17 protein-coding genes are annotated in these 15,360 nt (G+C 62.9%); 7 read left to right on the plus strand and 10 right to left on the minus strand.

Annotated elements, in window-relative coordinates; genetic code table 11:
• Window positions 1-29 precede the first annotated feature (29 nt).
• From M2395_RS16330 to M2395_RS16345, 4 genes are all read right to left on the minus strand, one after another.
• Window positions 30-350, minus strand: coding sequence for a GIY-YIG nuclease family protein (locus tag M2395_RS16330; protein ID WP_123430102.1), 321 nt, complete (start codon window positions 348-350; stop codon window positions 30-32).
• Window positions 351-404: 54 nt separating this feature from the next.
• Window positions 405-875 (minus strand): nuclear transport factor 2 family protein, encoded by a 471-nt coding sequence (locus M2395_RS16335; protein ID WP_011059407.1) that lies wholly within the window; start codon window positions 873-875, stop codon window positions 405-407.
• 99 nt (window positions 876-974) lie between these two features.
• On the minus strand, window positions 975-2,267 hold the full coding sequence (locus M2395_RS16340; protein ID WP_015634256.1) for a CynX/NimT family MFS transporter: 1,293 nt from the start codon (window positions 2,265-2,267) through the stop codon (window positions 975-977).
• A 13-nt stretch (window positions 2,268-2,280) separates the two neighbouring features.
• The gene (locus tag M2395_RS16345; protein ID WP_015634255.1) at window positions 2,281-2,940 is read right to left on the minus strand and encodes a FadR/GntR family transcriptional regulator; all 660 of its coding nucleotides are present in this window, start codon (window positions 2,938-2,940) and stop codon (window positions 2,281-2,283) included.
• Between the two features lie 165 nt (window positions 2,941-3,105).
• Here M2395_RS16345 and M2395_RS16350 point away from each other — a divergent pair, with 165 nt between their 5' ends.
• Window positions 3,106-3,417, plus strand: coding sequence for a type II toxin-antitoxin system MqsR family toxin (locus M2395_RS16350; protein ID WP_011059404.1), 312 nt, complete (start codon window positions 3,106-3,108; stop codon window positions 3,415-3,417).
• Window positions 3,414-3,896, plus strand: coding sequence for a type II toxin-antitoxin system MqsA family antitoxin (locus M2395_RS16355; protein WP_015634254.1), 483 nt, complete (start codon window positions 3,414-3,416; stop codon window positions 3,894-3,896). Before M2395_RS16350 ends, M2395_RS16355 begins: the two co-directional genes overlap by 4 nt.
• 65 nt (window positions 3,897-3,961) lie before the next feature.
• Here M2395_RS16355 and M2395_RS16360 read toward each other — a convergent pair whose 3' ends face one another.
• The 4 genes from M2395_RS16360 to M2395_RS16375 form a co-directional block, all read right to left on the minus strand.
• A complete protein-coding gene (locus M2395_RS16360) occupies window positions 3,962-4,726 on the minus strand; it encodes an amino acid ABC transporter ATP-binding protein (protein WP_011059402.1) in 765 nt (254 codons plus the stop codon).
• 10 nt (window positions 4,727-4,736) lie between these two features.
• Window positions 4,737-5,834: an amino acid ABC transporter permease gene (locus M2395_RS16365; protein WP_011059401.1), complete on the minus strand. Its 1,098-nt coding sequence runs from the start codon at window positions 5,832-5,834 to the stop codon at window positions 4,737-4,739.
• 10 nt (window positions 5,835-5,844) lie between these two features.
• The gene (locus M2395_RS16370) at window positions 5,845-7,026 is read right to left on the minus strand and encodes an amino acid ABC transporter permease (protein ID WP_011059400.1); all 1,182 of its coding nucleotides are present in this window, start codon (window positions 7,024-7,026) and stop codon (window positions 5,845-5,847) included.
• A 65-nt stretch (window positions 7,027-7,091) separates the two neighbouring features.
• On the minus strand, window positions 7,092-8,120 hold the full coding sequence (locus tag M2395_RS16375) for an amino acid ABC transporter substrate-binding protein (protein WP_011059399.1): 1,029 nt from the start codon (window positions 8,118-8,120) through the stop codon (window positions 7,092-7,094).
• Between the two features lie 476 nt (window positions 8,121-8,596).
• Here M2395_RS16375 and M2395_RS16380 point away from each other — a divergent pair, with 476 nt between their 5' ends.
• The 5 genes from M2395_RS16380 (at window position 8,597) to M2395_RS16400 (ending at window position 13,817) form a co-directional block, all read left to right on the plus strand.
• Window positions 8,597-9,253 (plus strand): alpha/beta hydrolase, encoded by a 657-nt coding sequence (locus tag M2395_RS16380; RefSeq protein ID WP_011059398.1) that lies wholly within the window; start codon window positions 8,597-8,599, stop codon window positions 9,251-9,253.
• Between the two features lie 97 nt (window positions 9,254-9,350).
• Window positions 9,351-10,847: an ATP-dependent RNA helicase RhlB gene (gene rhlB / locus M2395_RS16385; RefSeq protein ID WP_015634252.1), complete on the plus strand. Its 1,497-nt coding sequence runs from the start codon at window positions 9,351-9,353 to the stop codon at window positions 10,845-10,847.
• Window positions 10,848-10,987: 140 nt separating this feature from the next.
• The gene (locus M2395_RS16390) at window positions 10,988-11,941 is read left to right on the plus strand and encodes an ornithine cyclodeaminase family protein (RefSeq protein ID WP_077933386.1); all 954 of its coding nucleotides are present in this window, start codon (window positions 10,988-10,990) and stop codon (window positions 11,939-11,941) included.
• A 33-nt stretch (window positions 11,942-11,974) separates the two neighbouring features.
• Window positions 11,975-13,114, plus strand: a complete 1,140-nt coding sequence (locus M2395_RS16395; RefSeq protein WP_019094753.1) for an FAD-binding oxidoreductase — start codon at window positions 11,975-11,977, stop codon at window positions 13,112-13,114.
• A gap of 73 nt (window positions 13,115-13,187) precedes the next feature.
• A complete protein-coding gene (locus M2395_RS16400; protein WP_011059395.1) occupies window positions 13,188-13,817 on the plus strand; it encodes a transcriptional regulator in 630 nt (209 codons plus the stop codon).
• 94 nt (window positions 13,818-13,911) lie between these two features.
• On the opposite strand, the gene M2395_RS16405 is transcribed toward M2395_RS16400, so the two are convergent.
• Both M2395_RS16405 and moaE read right to left on the minus strand, forming a co-directional pair.
• Window positions 13,912-14,688, minus strand: coding sequence for an ABC transporter substrate-binding protein (locus M2395_RS16405; protein ID WP_015634249.1), 777 nt, complete (start codon window positions 14,686-14,688; stop codon window positions 13,912-13,914).
• 218 nt (window positions 14,689-14,906) lie between these two features.
• A complete protein-coding gene (moaE, locus tag M2395_RS16410) occupies window positions 14,907-15,359 on the minus strand; it encodes a molybdopterin synthase catalytic subunit MoaE (RefSeq protein WP_123430101.1) in 453 nt (150 codons plus the stop codon).
• Window position 15,360: the final 1 nt, after the last annotated feature.

Raw genomic sequence — 15,360 nt, forward strand, 5'->3', positions numbered from 1 at the left:
TACAGATCCGGCTGATGAGAACCTATCAGTCAGATTGATGCCGCGGAGGTGGCCGAAGCCACCAGGCATTCCTTGGCACTCTTCCTGAGCTTCTTGATCAGCCGCTCCTGGCGCAAGGCTTCGCCCTTGTCCCGGCAAGCCTCGGTATAGACCAGCGCCACCGCCGGGCTGGAGAGAAAGAAACGCGCGCCCTTGCCGCTCTGGTGCTTGGCGAAGCGCTTCACCGGGTCGTCGCTGATACCGCAGTACAGGGCACCGTTGGCCGCCCGCACCAGATACACGAACCAGGGCTTGGCGTCAGTGGCAGGCTGCGCCGTTTCGGCACTGGAGGATGAAAGAGGGCTGGTCACAAAAGGTATCGAGGCCTGTGGATAACAAGCCGCGATCTTAGCAGAGGATGGCTTTCAGCGACCGCTCTGGAAGGCCTTGAGCCCCTTGCGCGCCTGGGCTCGAACAGCATTCTTGAGCAGCGGCGTCCAGCCCAGCAGCAGGCCCTTGGTGCCCAGGGCCTGGCGCGCCCAACGCCACATGTCGAACTGATCGTGATGCTCGCAGATCTTGCCGTCGCGAAACACGAACCGGGCCTGGATATCGTTGATCACCGTATTGCCGGTCTGGCTGAACAGGTAGGTGGCAACCCAGTGCGCGCCGCCGGAATTCGAGTCGGCACGCACCTGATCGAAAGTCAGGGAAAAGTCCTTGGCACGGGAGGTGAGCATGCGCCACATATCGCCGGCATCACGCCCGCGCAACTCGCCGAACGCCGGGTCACTGAACAGCACATCCTCGGTGTAGCAGGCGCTCATGGCCTCGGCATCCAGGCGCTGGAAAGCCTGATAGAACTCGGTGATCAGGGCGCGATGGGCATCACTCATGAACGGACTCCGAAAGGGCAAGGGGGATGCAGCACAATAATCCGCAACCCCGGCGAACACTATCGGCATTTACCGGGCAAATAGTGCAAGCAAGGCCCGTCAGATTCTCTCGCTCTGCACCTGCACATGCAGCGAACGACCGGCGCCCAGCCCGGCAATGATCGCACCGCAGCCCAACACCGCGAAAATCCAGCCCACAGCGTTCCAGCCCCCGGTCCAGTCGTGCACCAGGCCCACCGCAAACGGCCCCATGGAAGCCAGGGTGTAGCCGATGCCCTGGGCCATGCTCGACAGGTTGGCCGCCACATGGGGGTCCCGGGAGCGCAGCACGATCAGGGTCAGGGCCAGGCTGAAGGTGCCACCCTGCCCCAGGCCCAGCAGGACCGCCCAGCCCCACAGGCCCTCGATGGGCGCGTACAGGCAACCGAACAGGCCGCCCAGGGTCATCAGCATGACAATCACGATGGCCAGGCGCTGGTCCTTGCCCCGGGTCGCCAGCCAGGGCGCCGCCAGAGAACTGGCCAATTGCACGATCACCGAACCGGACAGCACCAGCCCGGCCTGGGTCGGGGTCAGCCCACGGCCGATCAGGATCGACGGCAACCAGCCAAACACGATGTATGCCAGGGAGGATTGCAGGCCCATGTACAGGGTTACCTGCCAGGCCAGGCGGTCCCGCAACAGGCCGCGCACGCGAAAGGCCACATGGTGAGCACCGTGCTTGTGCCCCACCTGAGGCAACCAGAACAGGGCCGCCACCAGCGCCGGCACCACCCAGAAGCCCAGCCCCATGGCCCAACTGCCCCCGAAATGCTGGCTCAGAGGCACCGTGGCCCCCGCCGCCATCGCCGCGCCCAGGCACAGGGCCATGGTGTAGACCCCGGTCATGGTGCCCGCGTGCCGGGCGAAGTCACGCTTGACGATACCCGGCAGCAGCACCCCGATCACGCCGATGCTGGCGCCGGCCAGGATGCTCCCGGCAAACACTCCGACCTCACCGAAGGAACTGCGCAGCACAATGCCCAGGGCCAGGGTCATGAGGATGCCCAGCACCACCCGCTCGGCGCCGAAGCGCCGGGCCAGCAGCGGCGCCAAAGGCGCGAACAGCCCCAGGCACAGCACCGGCAAGGTAGTCAGCAGCCCGGCCTTGGCGGCCGAGAGCCCCAGGTGCTGCGACACATCACTGAGCAGTGGCGCCATGCTCGACAGCGCCGGACGCAGGTTCAGCGCCACCAGGATCAGCCCCAGCAGCAACAGCCAGGGGCGCTGCAGAGGCGGTGGAGCCTGCTGCACCTCCTCATCATCAGCCTCGGCGTCGATCAGCAGCTCTTCGAGCTCGGCGGAACACCGAGGCGAGGACGGGGTTTTCGCAGGTACCGTTTGATTGGACATGGAGGTCTCGGACTCAGGATTCGTTGATCAGCTGGCGGGAAATGTTCTTGGCTCGTTCGGGGTCGCGTTGCTCGATGGCATCCAGCAGGTGCTGGTGCCGATCGAAGACTTCCTGACGCCTGGGGGTCACGGTCAGGGTCTGGCGCAACTGGACGCCGACCACGCTGGAGAAATAGCGATACAGCTGGCTGAGGGTCGGGTTGTGGGCGGCGTCCACCAGGCGCTGGTGAAACACCAGGTCGCAGGCGATGTAGCTTTCCAGGTCGCCATGAAAGTGCCCGCCGCTGACGGCCAGCGCATCGCTCAGGGCGTGCAGGTCCTCGTCGGTGCGGCGCAGGGCGGCCAGGCCGACGGCCTCAACTTCCAGAATGTGGCGGGTTTCCCGGGCCTGCTCCAGGGAGCACTGGGACAGTGCCTGGAGCATGTCCAAGGGATCGGCCACCGCCCGCAGGTAACTGCCGTCACCCTGGCGGATCTCGATCAGCCCGGAAAACGCCAGTACCCGCAGGGCCTCGCGCACCGTGTTGCGGCTGATGCCCAGCTCACTGGCCAGTTCCGGTTCGGTGGGCAGGCGCTGGCCCACGACCCAGGCGCCATTGGTGATGCGCAGGCGCAGTTGCTCCAGGGCCTGGTCGACCAGGGAACGTTTGATCAGGGGGGATATTTCGCTCATTGAACTCACTCTTTCATCCAATCATCGGACGAATTGCCTGGCATGGTATTCAGACCTTTCCCAGAGTTCAACGTTTTAGGCTGGAGCAGGCACTTTCGCCATTTCAGCCAGGCCTTGACAAAAAACCCTATAAGGGTAATTTCGAGTCAGCCTCAAGGGTGTCTCATGGAAAAGAAAACACCTCATTACGACCTGTCGCTGATCAAGGCACAGGTCGTTCGGCAAGGGGCACAAGCCTTCACTCGAAGCGCGTTGCTCTGCGGCAAGGAACTCGGATTATCCTTGGCGGCCATGCAACGAGTGATAGCCGGACTCCAGGGCAGCATGTTCTACAAATCGATGACCACCTATCACGATCACCGGGTGTGGCAGGACGTGTATTACACCGGCATCGATAACCGGACGCTCTACATCAAGATCACCCAGCGCCCCGGCATAGGGCCTCCAGTGATCTCCTTCAAGGAGGCACAAGCATGAAACGACAACAGTGCTACAGCTGCGGCGCTCCCACCGGCATGCTGGCGTTCGAGCAGCGCAGCGAGCTCATCGACTACCGGCACCTGCAGCGTCACCTCCATGGCCTGGCGGGTTGGGAATGCCAGGAATGCGGTGAAATCGAATTCGACGCACCGAGCGCAGAACGTTACGCCGCCGCGGGCGACCAATTGCTGGAGGAGTACCGGCAGAGCGTCGCCGCCGACATGAAGCGCATCCGCCGCAAGCTGCACCTTTCCCAGAAAGAAGCGGTCAGGCTGCTGTCGGGTGGCGGGCACAATGCCTTTTCCCGTTACGAGCGCGGCGAAGTCGGCGCGCCCCAGCCGCTGTACATGCTGATGCGCCTGCTGGATCGCCACCCGCAGTTGATGAAGGACGTACTGGAGCTCAGCGAACCGCAACTGGCGCCCTCAGCCTTGAGCGACCAACCCGAACCACAGCTCGGCGCTGCCGGCCGTTGAACGCCGGGCAAAAATAAACCCGGAGCTAGTCCGGGTTTATCGTCAGCGCAGGCCCCGCTGCAGCATCAATGCAGGATCTGGCTCAGGAACAGCTTGGTACGGTCGTTCTGCGGGTTGTCGAAGAAATCGTTGGGCGCCGCCTGCTCGACGATCTCGCCCTTGTCCATGAAGATCACCCGGTTGGCCACGGTGCGGGCAAAGCCCATTTCGTGGGTCACGCAGAGCATGGTCATGCCGTCTTCGGCCAGGCCGATCATGGTGTCCAGCACCTCCTTGACCATCTCCGGGTCGAGGGCCGAGGTGGGCTCGTCAAAGAGCATGATCTTGGGCTTCATGCACAACGCCCGGGCAATCGCCACCCGTTGCTGCTGGCCACCGGAGAGCTGGCCAGGGTACTTGTTGGCCTGCTCCGGAATGCGCACTCGCTCCAGGTAATGCATGGCGATTTCCTCGGCCTTGCGCTTGGGCATCTTGCGTACCCACATCGGCGCCAACGTGCAGTTCTGCAAAATGGTCAGGTGCGGGAACAGGTTGAAGTGCTGGAACACCATGCCCACTTCCCGGCGAATGGCCTCGATCTGCTTGAGGTCGTTGGTCAGCTCCACGCCGTCCACCACGATGCGCCCCTGCTGGTGTTCTTCCAGGCGGTTGAGGCAGCGGATGGTGGTGGATTTGCCCGACCCCGAAGGCCCGCACAGGACAATGCGCTCGCCTTGGCGGACGTTGAGGTTGATGTCCTTCAACACGTGGAACTGGCCGTACCACTTGTTCACACCCTGCATCTGAATAATGCCTTCAGGGCCCACAGGCTTTTTGCTCGCTTGACTCATGGAGATACTCCTAACGCTTGTGGCCTGTGTCCAACTTACGCTCCAGGTGCATGGAGTAGCGGGACATACCAAAACAGAAAATCCAGAACACCAGGGCCGCGAAGACATAGCCTTCGGTGGCCATGCCCAGCCATTTGGGGTCGGCGGCGGCTTGCTTGACGCTGTTGAGCAGGTCGAACAGGCCGATGATGATCACCAGGCTGGTGTCCTTGAACAGGGCGATGAAGGTGTTGACGATGCCGGGAATCACCAGCTTCAGGGCCTGGGGCAGAATCACCAGGCCCATGGCGCGCCAGTAGCCCAGGCCCATGGCCGCAGCCGCTTCGTACTGGCCCTTGGGAATGGCCTGCAAGCCGCCCCGCACCACCTCGGCCACATAGGCCGACTGGAACAGGATCACCCCGATCAGCGCACGCAACAGCTTGTCGAAGTTCATGCCTTCGGGCAGGAACAGCGGCAGCATCACCGAGGACATGAACAGCACGGTGATCAGCGGCACGCCGCGCCAGAACTCGATGAAGGTCACGCAGACCACGCGGATCGCCGGCAGGTTGGAGCGCCTTCCCAATGCCAGCAGGATTCCCAGCGGCAGTGCCCCGGCGATGCCCACGGTGGCAATCACCAGGGTCAGCATCAGGCCACCCCACTGGCTGGTGGCCACCGTGCTCAGGCCCAGGTAACCGCCGTGCAACAGGCTGTAGGCAATGATCGGGTAACCCACCAGGAAGCACAGCCCGTAGATCGCCTTGCGCGGGAAGCGCGAGATGAACAACGGTGCGGCACCGATCACCGCCAGCCACACGCTCAGGTCCACTCGCCAGCGCAGTTCCACCGGGTAGTAGCCGTACATGAACTGGCCGAAGCGCTGCTGGATGAACACCCAGCAGGCGCCGCCCCTGGTGCAGTCGGCGCGAGAGGTACCGACCCAGTTGGCGTCGAGAATCGCCCAATGCAGCAGCGGCGGCACCACCAGGTAGATCAGGTAGAAGGCAAACAGGGTCAACAGGGTATTGAGCCAGTTGGAGAACATGTTGGCGCGCATCCACGCCAGCACGCCGATACTGCGGCTGGGCGGCGGCATATCGGGCTTGAAGGTATGAGTCGTCATGGGCGCTTCCTCACCGCTCGATCAGCGCAATGCGCTTGTTGTACCAGTTCATCAGCAGGGAAATGCTGATGCTGATCGCCAGGTATACGCTCATGGTGATGGCAATGACTTCAATGGCCTGGCCGGTCTGGTTGAGCACCGTGCCGGCGAACAGCGAAACCATTTCCGGGTAGCCGATACCCGCGGCCAGGGAAGAGTTCTTCGCCAGGTTCAGGTATTGGCTGGTCAGCGGCGGAATGATCACCCGCAGGGCCTGGGGAATGATCACCTTGCGCAGGGTCGGGCCGTTGCGCAGCCCCAGGGAGCGGGCCGCCTCGGTCTGGCCGTGGCTCACCGACTTGATCCCGGACCGCACGATCTCGGCGATGAACGCCGCGGTGTAGACAGTCAGGGCCAGGGTCAGGGCCAGCAGCTCGGGAATCAGTACCCAGCCGCCGACGAAATTGAACCCCGCCAGCTTCGGCATCTCCCAGTGCACCGGCGAGCCGAAGATCAGCGTGCACAACGCGGGAATCACCAACAGCAGGCCCAGGCCGCTCCAGAACTTGTGAAAAGGCACGCCGGTGGCCTCAAAGCGCCGGTTGGCCCAGCGGCACATCAGCGCGATGGCGCCGATGGCCAGGACCAGGCTTGCGACAAACGCCCAGAAACCGGGGGCCATCTGCGCCGCCGGCATGTTCAGGCCGCGGCTGCTGACAAAGAACATATCGCCAAAGTTGTGGCTGTTGCGCGGCCCCGGCATGGTCAGGAATACCGCGAAGTACCAGAACAGGATCTGCAGCAGCGGCGGAATGTTGCGGAACACTTCCACATACACCGTCGCCAGCTTGCTGATGATCCAGTTCGGCGATAGCCGCGCCACACCGATGATGAACCCCAGCAGGGTCGCGAGGATCACCCCGATAAAGGTCACCAGCAGGGTGTTGAGCAGGCCGATGACGAACACCCGGGCATAACTGTCCGCTTCGGTGTAGGCAATCAGGTGTTGCGCGATGCCGAACCCGGCGCTGCGCTCGAGAAAGTCGAAACCCGAGGTGATCCCTCGGTGCTGGAGGTTGGTTTGCGTGTTGTCGAACAGAAACCAGCCCAGCGAAACCACCGCCACCAGGGTGATGATCTGGAACAGCCAGGCGCGCACACGGGGATCGCTGAGGCTGAGCCTCTGCTTGGGTGCGCCGATTGTATTTTGCATGAAGTGCCCCAGAAATAATGGAACAGAACATCACCCGGCGGTTGGCCCGCCGGGTGATAGAACCATCAGCGCACAGGTGGTGCGTATTGGATGCCGCCGTTGTTCCACAGCGCGTTCAGGCCGCGGTCGATGGCCAGTGGCGTGCTCTTGCCGAGGTTTTTCTCGAACACTTCACCGTAGTTACCTACTTGCTTGACGATCTGCACCACCCAGTCCTTCGGCAGTTTCAGGTCTTTGCCGTATTCACCGTCCGCGCCCAGCAGACGTGCAACATCAGGGTTCTTGGTGGATTTGGCTTCAGCCTCGACGTTCTTCGAGGTGACGCCCGCCTCTTCGGCGTTGAGCATGGCGAACAGGGTCCACTTGACGATGCTGAACCACTCTTCGTCGCCCTTGCGCACCACCGGGCCCAGGGGCTCCTTGGAGATGGTTTCCGGCAGAACGACATAGTCGGTAGGGGTTGCCAGCTTGCTGCGCTGTGCGTAGAGCTGGGATTTGTCGGAGGTCAGTACGTCGCAACGCCCGGACTCCAGGGACTTGGCGCTTTCGTCAGAGGTATCGAAAGTGATCGGGGTGTATTTCAGACCATTGCCGCGGAAGTAGTCCGACACGTTCAGTTCGGTAGTAGTACCGGCTTGAATACAGATAGTCGCACCGTCCAGCTCTTTGGCACTTTTTACGCCCAGCTTTTTGTTCACCAGGAAACCGATGCCGTCGTAATAGGTGACGCCGGCGAACACCAGGCCCATGCCCGCATCGCGGGAACTGGTCCAGGTGGTGTTGCGCGACAGCACGTCGATCTCGCCGGACTGCAGCGCAGTGAAGCGCTCCTTGGCGTTCAACTGGCTGAACTTGACCTTGGTCGCATCGCCGAACACCGCAGCCGCCACCGCGCGGCAGACGTCGGCATCGATGCCGAGGATCTTGCCGGTGGCATCCGGTACCGAGAAGCCCGGCAAACCGTCACTGACGCCGCATTGCACGAATCCTTTCTTCTGTACTGCATCGAGGGTTGCACCCGCCTGTGCGAAACCGCTCATACCCAGCACCGTTGCTGCCGTGACGGCAGCCAGGGTGGATTTCAACATCTTCATTCAAACCTCCAATTTTGCTCTTGTTGTGTCGGAGCTTGAGTCCTGCCGCACCCTCATGAGGCGCTGTTGACCCGTGTCGGCTTTTTTATGGGGTCAAGCGGCGTAAGACCTTAGCTATGAGTCTAGTAGGAGAAATCCACGTAATAGGGGGCCTACATCTCACCAATCGGCCGAACGGGCTGTAGCCCTTCGCAGTTCGCAAAGCCCGTAGCGGCCAGTGGCGAACCTTCATCAGAGGAGGCTGGCTATCCCATCGCCTGCGGTAGCCTGTTAGTGTTACCGCCGGCGGACAGGGCTTTCACCTGGACTCCTCTTTCTGAGCCATAGCAAAGCCCGTACCACAGTCCCGGCTAAAGCGTTTCAGCCAGTGGTCAACAGTAAAACGTTCAACCGTGCGACATCTTCTTCACCGATCAACCGGGCGCGCCCTTCACTCACGCACTCAATCAGCGCGCACGCACACAAATGGAGCAGCCATGACCGAGCCCTTGATTCTTCAGCCCAGCAAGCCCGCAGATGCCTGTGTGATCTGGCTTCACGGCCTGGGAGCGGACCGTTACGACTTCCTGCCGGTAGCCGAGATGCTGCAGGAAACCCTGCTGAGCACGCGCTTCGTATTGCCCCAGGCGCCGACCCGGGCAGTGACCATCAATGGCGGATATGCCATGCCCAGCTGGTACGACATTCTGGCCATGAACCCGGCCCGCGCCATCAGCCGTGAACAGCTCGAGGAATCGTCTGACGAGGTCATCAGACTGATCGAAGAACAACGCACCAGCGGAATAGACGCATCGCGAATTTTCCTCGCCGGTTTCTCCCAGGGTGGCGCCGTTGTACTGCACACCGCCTTCCTCAAATGGCAGGGTCCATTGGGTGGCGTACTTGCCCTGTCCACCTATGCCCCGACCTTCAGCGATGAACTGCAACTATCGGCCAGCCAACAGCGGATTCCGGTGCTTTGCCTGCACGGCCAGTACGACGAAGTGGTACAGAACGCCATGGGCCGTACCGCTTATGAGTACCTGAAGCAGCATGGTGTCACCGTGACATGGCAGGAATACCCAATGGAACACGAGGTGTTACCAGAGGAAATCCGCGACATCGGCACCTGGCTGAGCGAGCGCTTGCGCTAGAAAATCCGCGCGCCGTGCCCCCGGCGAGCAACAGACTACGCCGCGCCCGCTTCTTGCATTACACTGGCCGGCGTACATTCCTTAACCAATTGATGAGATGACCGTGCTCAAAGCACTCAAGAAAATCTTCGGTAAAAGCGAGGCTGAGCCGCTCGCGCCAAGCCCCAGTGCCCCCTCCCCCAGTTCCAGCAGCCGTCATGACGGCCGTCAGCCGGAACGGAGCGCACCCGCTACCGCAGCTAAAAAAGAACCGGTGAACACACCGGCCACCCCTTCCGCTCCCAAAGCCCCACGCCAAGAGAAGCCCAAGGCCGAGCAACCCAAAGCTGAGCAGCCGCGTCGCCCGCGCGCGCCGAAACCGCCGGTCAGCACCTGGAAACTCGAAGACTTCGTGGTCGAACCCCAGGAAGGCAAGACCCGCTTCCACGACTTCAAGCTCGCTCCGGAACTGATGCACGCCATCCAGGACCTGGGCTTTCCCTATTGCACGCCAATCCAGGCCCAGGTGCTGGGCTATACCCTGGCGGGCAAGGACGCCATCGGCCGGGCCCAGACCGGTACCGGCAAGACCGCCGCATTCCTGGTGTCGATCATCACCCAGCTGCTGCAGACCCCGCCGCCCAAGGAGCGCTACATGGGCGAACCACGGGCGCTGATCATCGCTCCGACCCGGGAGCTGGTGGTACAGATCGCCAAGGACGCCGCGGCGCTGACCAAGTACACCGGCCTCAACGTCATGACCTTCGTTGGCGGCATGGATTTCGACAAGCAGCTCAAGCACCTGGAAGCGCGCCACTGCGACATCCTGGTCGCCACCCCGGGCCGCCTGCTGGACTTCAACCAGCGCGGCGACGTGCACCTGGACATGGTCGAAGTCATGGTGCTGGACGAAGCCGACCGCATGCTCGACATGGGCTTCATCCCGCAGGTACGGCAGATCATTCGCCAGACACCCCCCAAGAGCGAGCGCCAGACCCTGCTGTTCTCCGCCACCTTCACCGAAGACGTGATGAACCTGGCCAAGCAATGGACCACCGACCCGGCCATCGTCGAGATCGAAGCCGAGAACGTCGCCAACGCCAACGTCGAACAGCACATCTATGCCGTGGCCGGCGCCGACAAGTACAAGCTGCTGTACAACCTGGTCACCGACAACGGCTGGGAACGGGTGATGGTCTTCGCCAACCGCAAGGATGAAGTGCGACGCATCGAGGAACGCCTGGTACGCGATGGGGTGAACGCCGCCCAGCTGTCCGGCGACGTGCCGCAGCACAAGCGGATCAAGACCCTGGAAGGCTTCCGCGAAGGCAAGATCCGGGTCCTGGTGGCCACCGACGTGGCCGGCCGCGGCATCCACATCGACGGCATCAGCCACGTGATCAACTTCACCCTGCCGGAAGTGCCGGACGACTACGTGCACCGCATCGGCCGGACCGGTCGCGCCGGTGCCGACGGCGTATCCATCAGCTTCGCCGGCGAAGACGACTCCTACCAGCTGCCATCGATCGAAGCCCTGCTGGGCCGCAAGATCAGCTGCGAGATGCCGCCCGCCGAACTGCTGCGCCCGGTGGAGCGCAAGCGCCCGCAAGCCTGACGGCCGGCGCTCCCGCGGCGCCCCGGCAACCTGGAGAAACGCAGCCCGACCACAGGCTGCGTTTTTTTTCGCCTGGATATTGCCCATCAAAACTAAAAGTCCATAATAGACAAATTAGTTTAAATCCAGGAAGCCCTTGCATGTCCAGCACGCCTTACGTGATTGCCCGCCCCGAGGCCCGTCAATTGCTCGAACGCATCGACGTGCCGCAGATCCTGCGCAAACTGTTCCGCGACCTGGCTGCCGGGCTCGCCGTGCAACCGGCGCAGCAACTGGTGGAGTTTCCCCAGGGGGCCGGCGACTTCATCAATTACCTGGGGGTGCTGGCCGAAGACCGGGTGTACGGGGTCAAGACCTCGCCCTACATCGTCCGTACCGAAGGTGCGCTGGTTACCGCCTGGACGTTGCTGATGTCCATGGACAGCGGCCAGCCGTTGCTGCTGTGCGACGCCGCCGAACTGACCACCGCCCGTACCGCGGCCACCACAGCGGTCGCGGTCGACGCCCTGGCGCCCCCCACAACCCGGCACCTGGCGATCATCGGTAGCGGCGCGGTGGCCCAGGCGCACTTGCGCTATGTGCAGGACCTGCGCCCCTGGCAGAGCATCCGCCTCTACTCCCCGAGCCTGGCGAACAAGCCCGCCGCGGAGCTTGCCCGCCTGCAAGCCCTCGACCCGCGCCTGCAACTGGTGGCCCGGCTTGAGGACGCCACCGAGGGCGCCGATGTGATCATGCTCTGCACCTCGTCCGCCGGCCCCGTGCTGGATCCGAGCAGCCTCGGCAAGCCGGCGCTGATCACCTCCATCAGCACCAATGCGCCACGGGCCCACGAAGTGCCGCCCGCGGCCCTGGCACAGATGCAGGTCTACTGCGACTACCGGCGCACCACACCGGGCTGCGCCGGTGAAATGCTGATCGCCGAAGAACAGCACGGCTGGGACAGTGCGGCGATTCTCGGCGACCTGCCGGAGCTGCTCAGCGAACAGGCCCCGCTCCCGGATGCCGAACGCCCGGTGTTCTTCCGTTCCATCGGCCTGGGCCTGGAAGACATCGCCCTGGCCAATGCCCTGTACCACCTGCGGCGCCCGCAGTAACCACTGCTGCTCGCCCCTATTGCGGAGCTTCGAATGATCCAGGCAGATTTCATCATCATTGGCGGCGGTATCGCCGGAGCGTCCACCGGCTACTGGCTGTCGCCCCATGGCCGGGTGGTTGTGCTGGAACGTGAATCCCATCCCGCCTATCACTCCACCGGCCGCTCCGCGGCGCTCTATACAGCCGCCTACGGCACCGCCCAGGTGCGCGCCCTGACCCTGGCCAGCCGGGCTTTCTTCGACCACCCGCCGCAGGGTTTCTGCGAGCACCCGCTGCTGACCCCGCGGGGTGAAATGACCGTGGACTTCAACGGTGATCCGGCCGAGCTGAACAACCAGTACCTGAGCGCCAGGGCCACGGTGCCGGAGATGCAACTGCTGAGCGCCGACGAAGCCTGCGCGCGCCTGCCGATCCTGCGCCGGGAAAAGGTCCATGGCGCGCTCTACGACCCCAGCGCCAGCGATATCGACACCGACGCCCTGCACCAGGGCTACCTGCGGGGCATCCGCCGCAACCAGGGCCAGGTCTGCACCGACCATGAAGTGCTGGGGATCGAGCGCGACAGCCAAGGGCAGTGGCAGGTGCGAACGGCCGCTCAGGCGTTCAGTGCGCCGGTGTTGATCAATGCCGCCGGGGCCTGGGCCGACCACATCGGCACAATGGCCGGAGCCCGCGCCCTGGGCCTGCAGCCCAAGCGCCGCGCGGCTTTCATCTTCGCCGCCGCCGAAGGCCTGGACTTTCACCACTGGCCAATGCTGGTGAGCCTGGATGAATCCTTCTACATGAAGCCCGACGCCGGCATGTTCCTCGGCTCACCGGCCAATGCCGATCCGGTTGAACCCCACGATGTGCAACCCGAAGAACTGGACATTGCCCTGGGTATCCACCAGATCGAAGAAGCCACCACCCTGAGCATCCGTCGTCCGACCCGGACCTGGGCCGGGCTGCGCAGCTTTGTCAGCGACGGCGATCTGCTGGCCGGTTTCGACCTGCAGGTTCCGGGGCTGTTCTGGGTTGCAGGCCAGGGCGGCTACGGTATCCAGACCTCGCCGGCCATGGGCCAGGCCAGCGCCGCCCTGGTGCGAGGTGCCCCCTTGCCGGAACACCTGACCCGCTTCGGCCTCACGCCTGCCATGCTCTCCCCGGCCCGCCTCGACCGAACCACCGGTTGAGGCGCCCCCAACGATTGCGGCACACTCCCAGCGCCCGCTGCCGGCGGGCGCTGAAGCTGCCTGGAGTACGACCATGACCTCACCTGCAAAGGACCCTGCCCTGGACAATTTCCGGGCGATTGCCGATGCCATTGCCACCCTGTTCTTCCCCCATGCCGAGGTGGTGCTCCACGACCTGCGTACACAGAAGATCGACTACATCGCCAACAACCTGTCCAAACGCGAAGTGGGCGACGACGCAGCCCTGGAAGACCTGCTCAGCGGCGACCGCGACGAACGCAACATCGGCCCCTATGAAAAACTCAACTGGGACGGACAGAAGATCCGCAGCCTCAGCAGCGTGCTGCGCGACAGCCAAGGCCAGCCCCAGGCGGTGCTGTGCATCAACCTGAACATCTCGCTGTTCGAAAACGCCAAGGCGGCGCTGGACCTGTTTCTGTCGCCGAGCAAACTGATTCCCCAGCCCGACTCGCTGTTTCGCGATGACTGGCAGGAGCGGATCAACACCTTCCTGCACAACTGGCTGCGCGAGCGCCAGCTGGGGCTGAACCTGCTGACCCGCGATCACAAGCGCGAACTGGTGCTGGCGCTGCACGCCGAGGGCGCCTTCAAGGGCAAGAGCGCCTCCAACTACGTGGCCAACGTGCTGAACATGGGCCGGGCGACGGTGTACAAGCACCTGAAGGAATTGAAGGGACAATAAAGGTTCACGAGCAAGCTCGCTCCTACGCGGAATTGCACAACACCTGTAGGAGCGAGCTCGCTCGCGAAGGCGTCCTCAAGAACGCCACAATGTCTCAATCCCCATAGATATCCGACTTGAAGTACTTGGCCTGGATCTTCTGATATTCACCATTGGCCCGAATATCATCGATGGCCCTGTTCAACTCGCCCACCAGTTCACTGTTGCCCTTGCGCACGGCAATCCCGGCGCCCTCGCCGACGTACTTCGGATCTTTGAGCTCAGGCCCGACAAAGGCGTAGTCGGCCCCCCGGGGCATCGACAGAAAGTCGGCCAGCGGAATGCTGTCGGCAAAGATCGCGTCCAGGCGCCCGGCCGCCAGGTCCATGTAGATCTCTTCGTTGTTGCTGTAGCGCACCACCTTGATGCCCTTGGGCTCGAACACCTCCGTGGCATAGCGGTCGGTGGTGGTGGAGCGCTGCACGCCCACGGTCTTGCCCTTGAGGCTGGCGTACTGGTCGTCCACCTCGGCGCCCTTCTTCATCACCAGGCGCGACGACGTGAAGTAGTACTTGTGGGTGAAATCCACGGATTTGCGGCGCTCGGCGGTAATGGTCATGGAGGACAGCGCAGCGTCGATCTTCTTCACCTTCAGCGAAGGAATCAGGCCGTCGAACTCGCCCTCGATCCACTCGCACTTGACCTGCATCTGCGCGCACAGGGCATTGCCGATGTCGTAGTCGAAACCACCGATCTTGCCCTCGGCGGTCTTGAAGGCAAATGGCGGGTACGCCGCCTCGATGCCCAGGCGCAGGGTCTTTTCGGCCGCGAACAGGCTGCTGCACGCCAACAGGCTCAAGGCCAGGCCACTGATCAGGGGGAGTTTTTTCATGTTCGTTCTCTCGCGGGTTGTTGTTGGTTTGGCAAGACAGAAGGAAGAGGAGAAACAGGCGACGCTTTATTTGTACTTGTTAATCCATACTGGACTTTTACGTACATATCGTCAACGACGCGCGCAACGACTTATCCCCAGCGGTCGGCGGGAACAGTCGCAGTCGATTGCAGGTTGGATTGCGGCGGGCTCAGGCGCCGCCGGCAAGTATCAGGGGATCAGTCTTTCCAGCGCGCGGCCGCCGCGTGATCACTGTCGCGGCCTTCCACCCAGCGCGGGCCGTCGGCGGTGTTTTCCTTTTTCCAGAACGGCGCCCGGGTCTTCAGGTAATCCATGACAAAGACACAGGCATCGAACGCAGCCTGGCGATGGGCACTGGCCGCGCCGACAAACACAATGGGCTCGCCCGGCTCCAGGGCGCCGATGCGGTGCAGGACTTCCAGTTGCAACAGCGGCCAGCGCTGCTCGGCTTCGGCGGCGATCTTGCCCAGGGCCTTTTCGGTCATGCCCGGGTAGTGTTCAAGAAACATGCCGTGGACATCCTGCCCATCATTGAAATCGCGCACGTAGCCGACAAAACTGACCACCGCACCCACCCCGGTATCCGCGGCGTGCATGGCGTTGACTTCAGCCCCGGGATCGAACGCTGCTGACTGCACTCGAATCGCCATC

Origin of the sequence: Pseudomonas sp. BIGb0176 (assembly GCF_024810175.1) — a bacterium.
Classification (GTDB): Bacteria; Pseudomonadota; Gammaproteobacteria; order Pseudomonadales; family Pseudomonadaceae; genus Aquipseudomonas; species Aquipseudomonas protegens.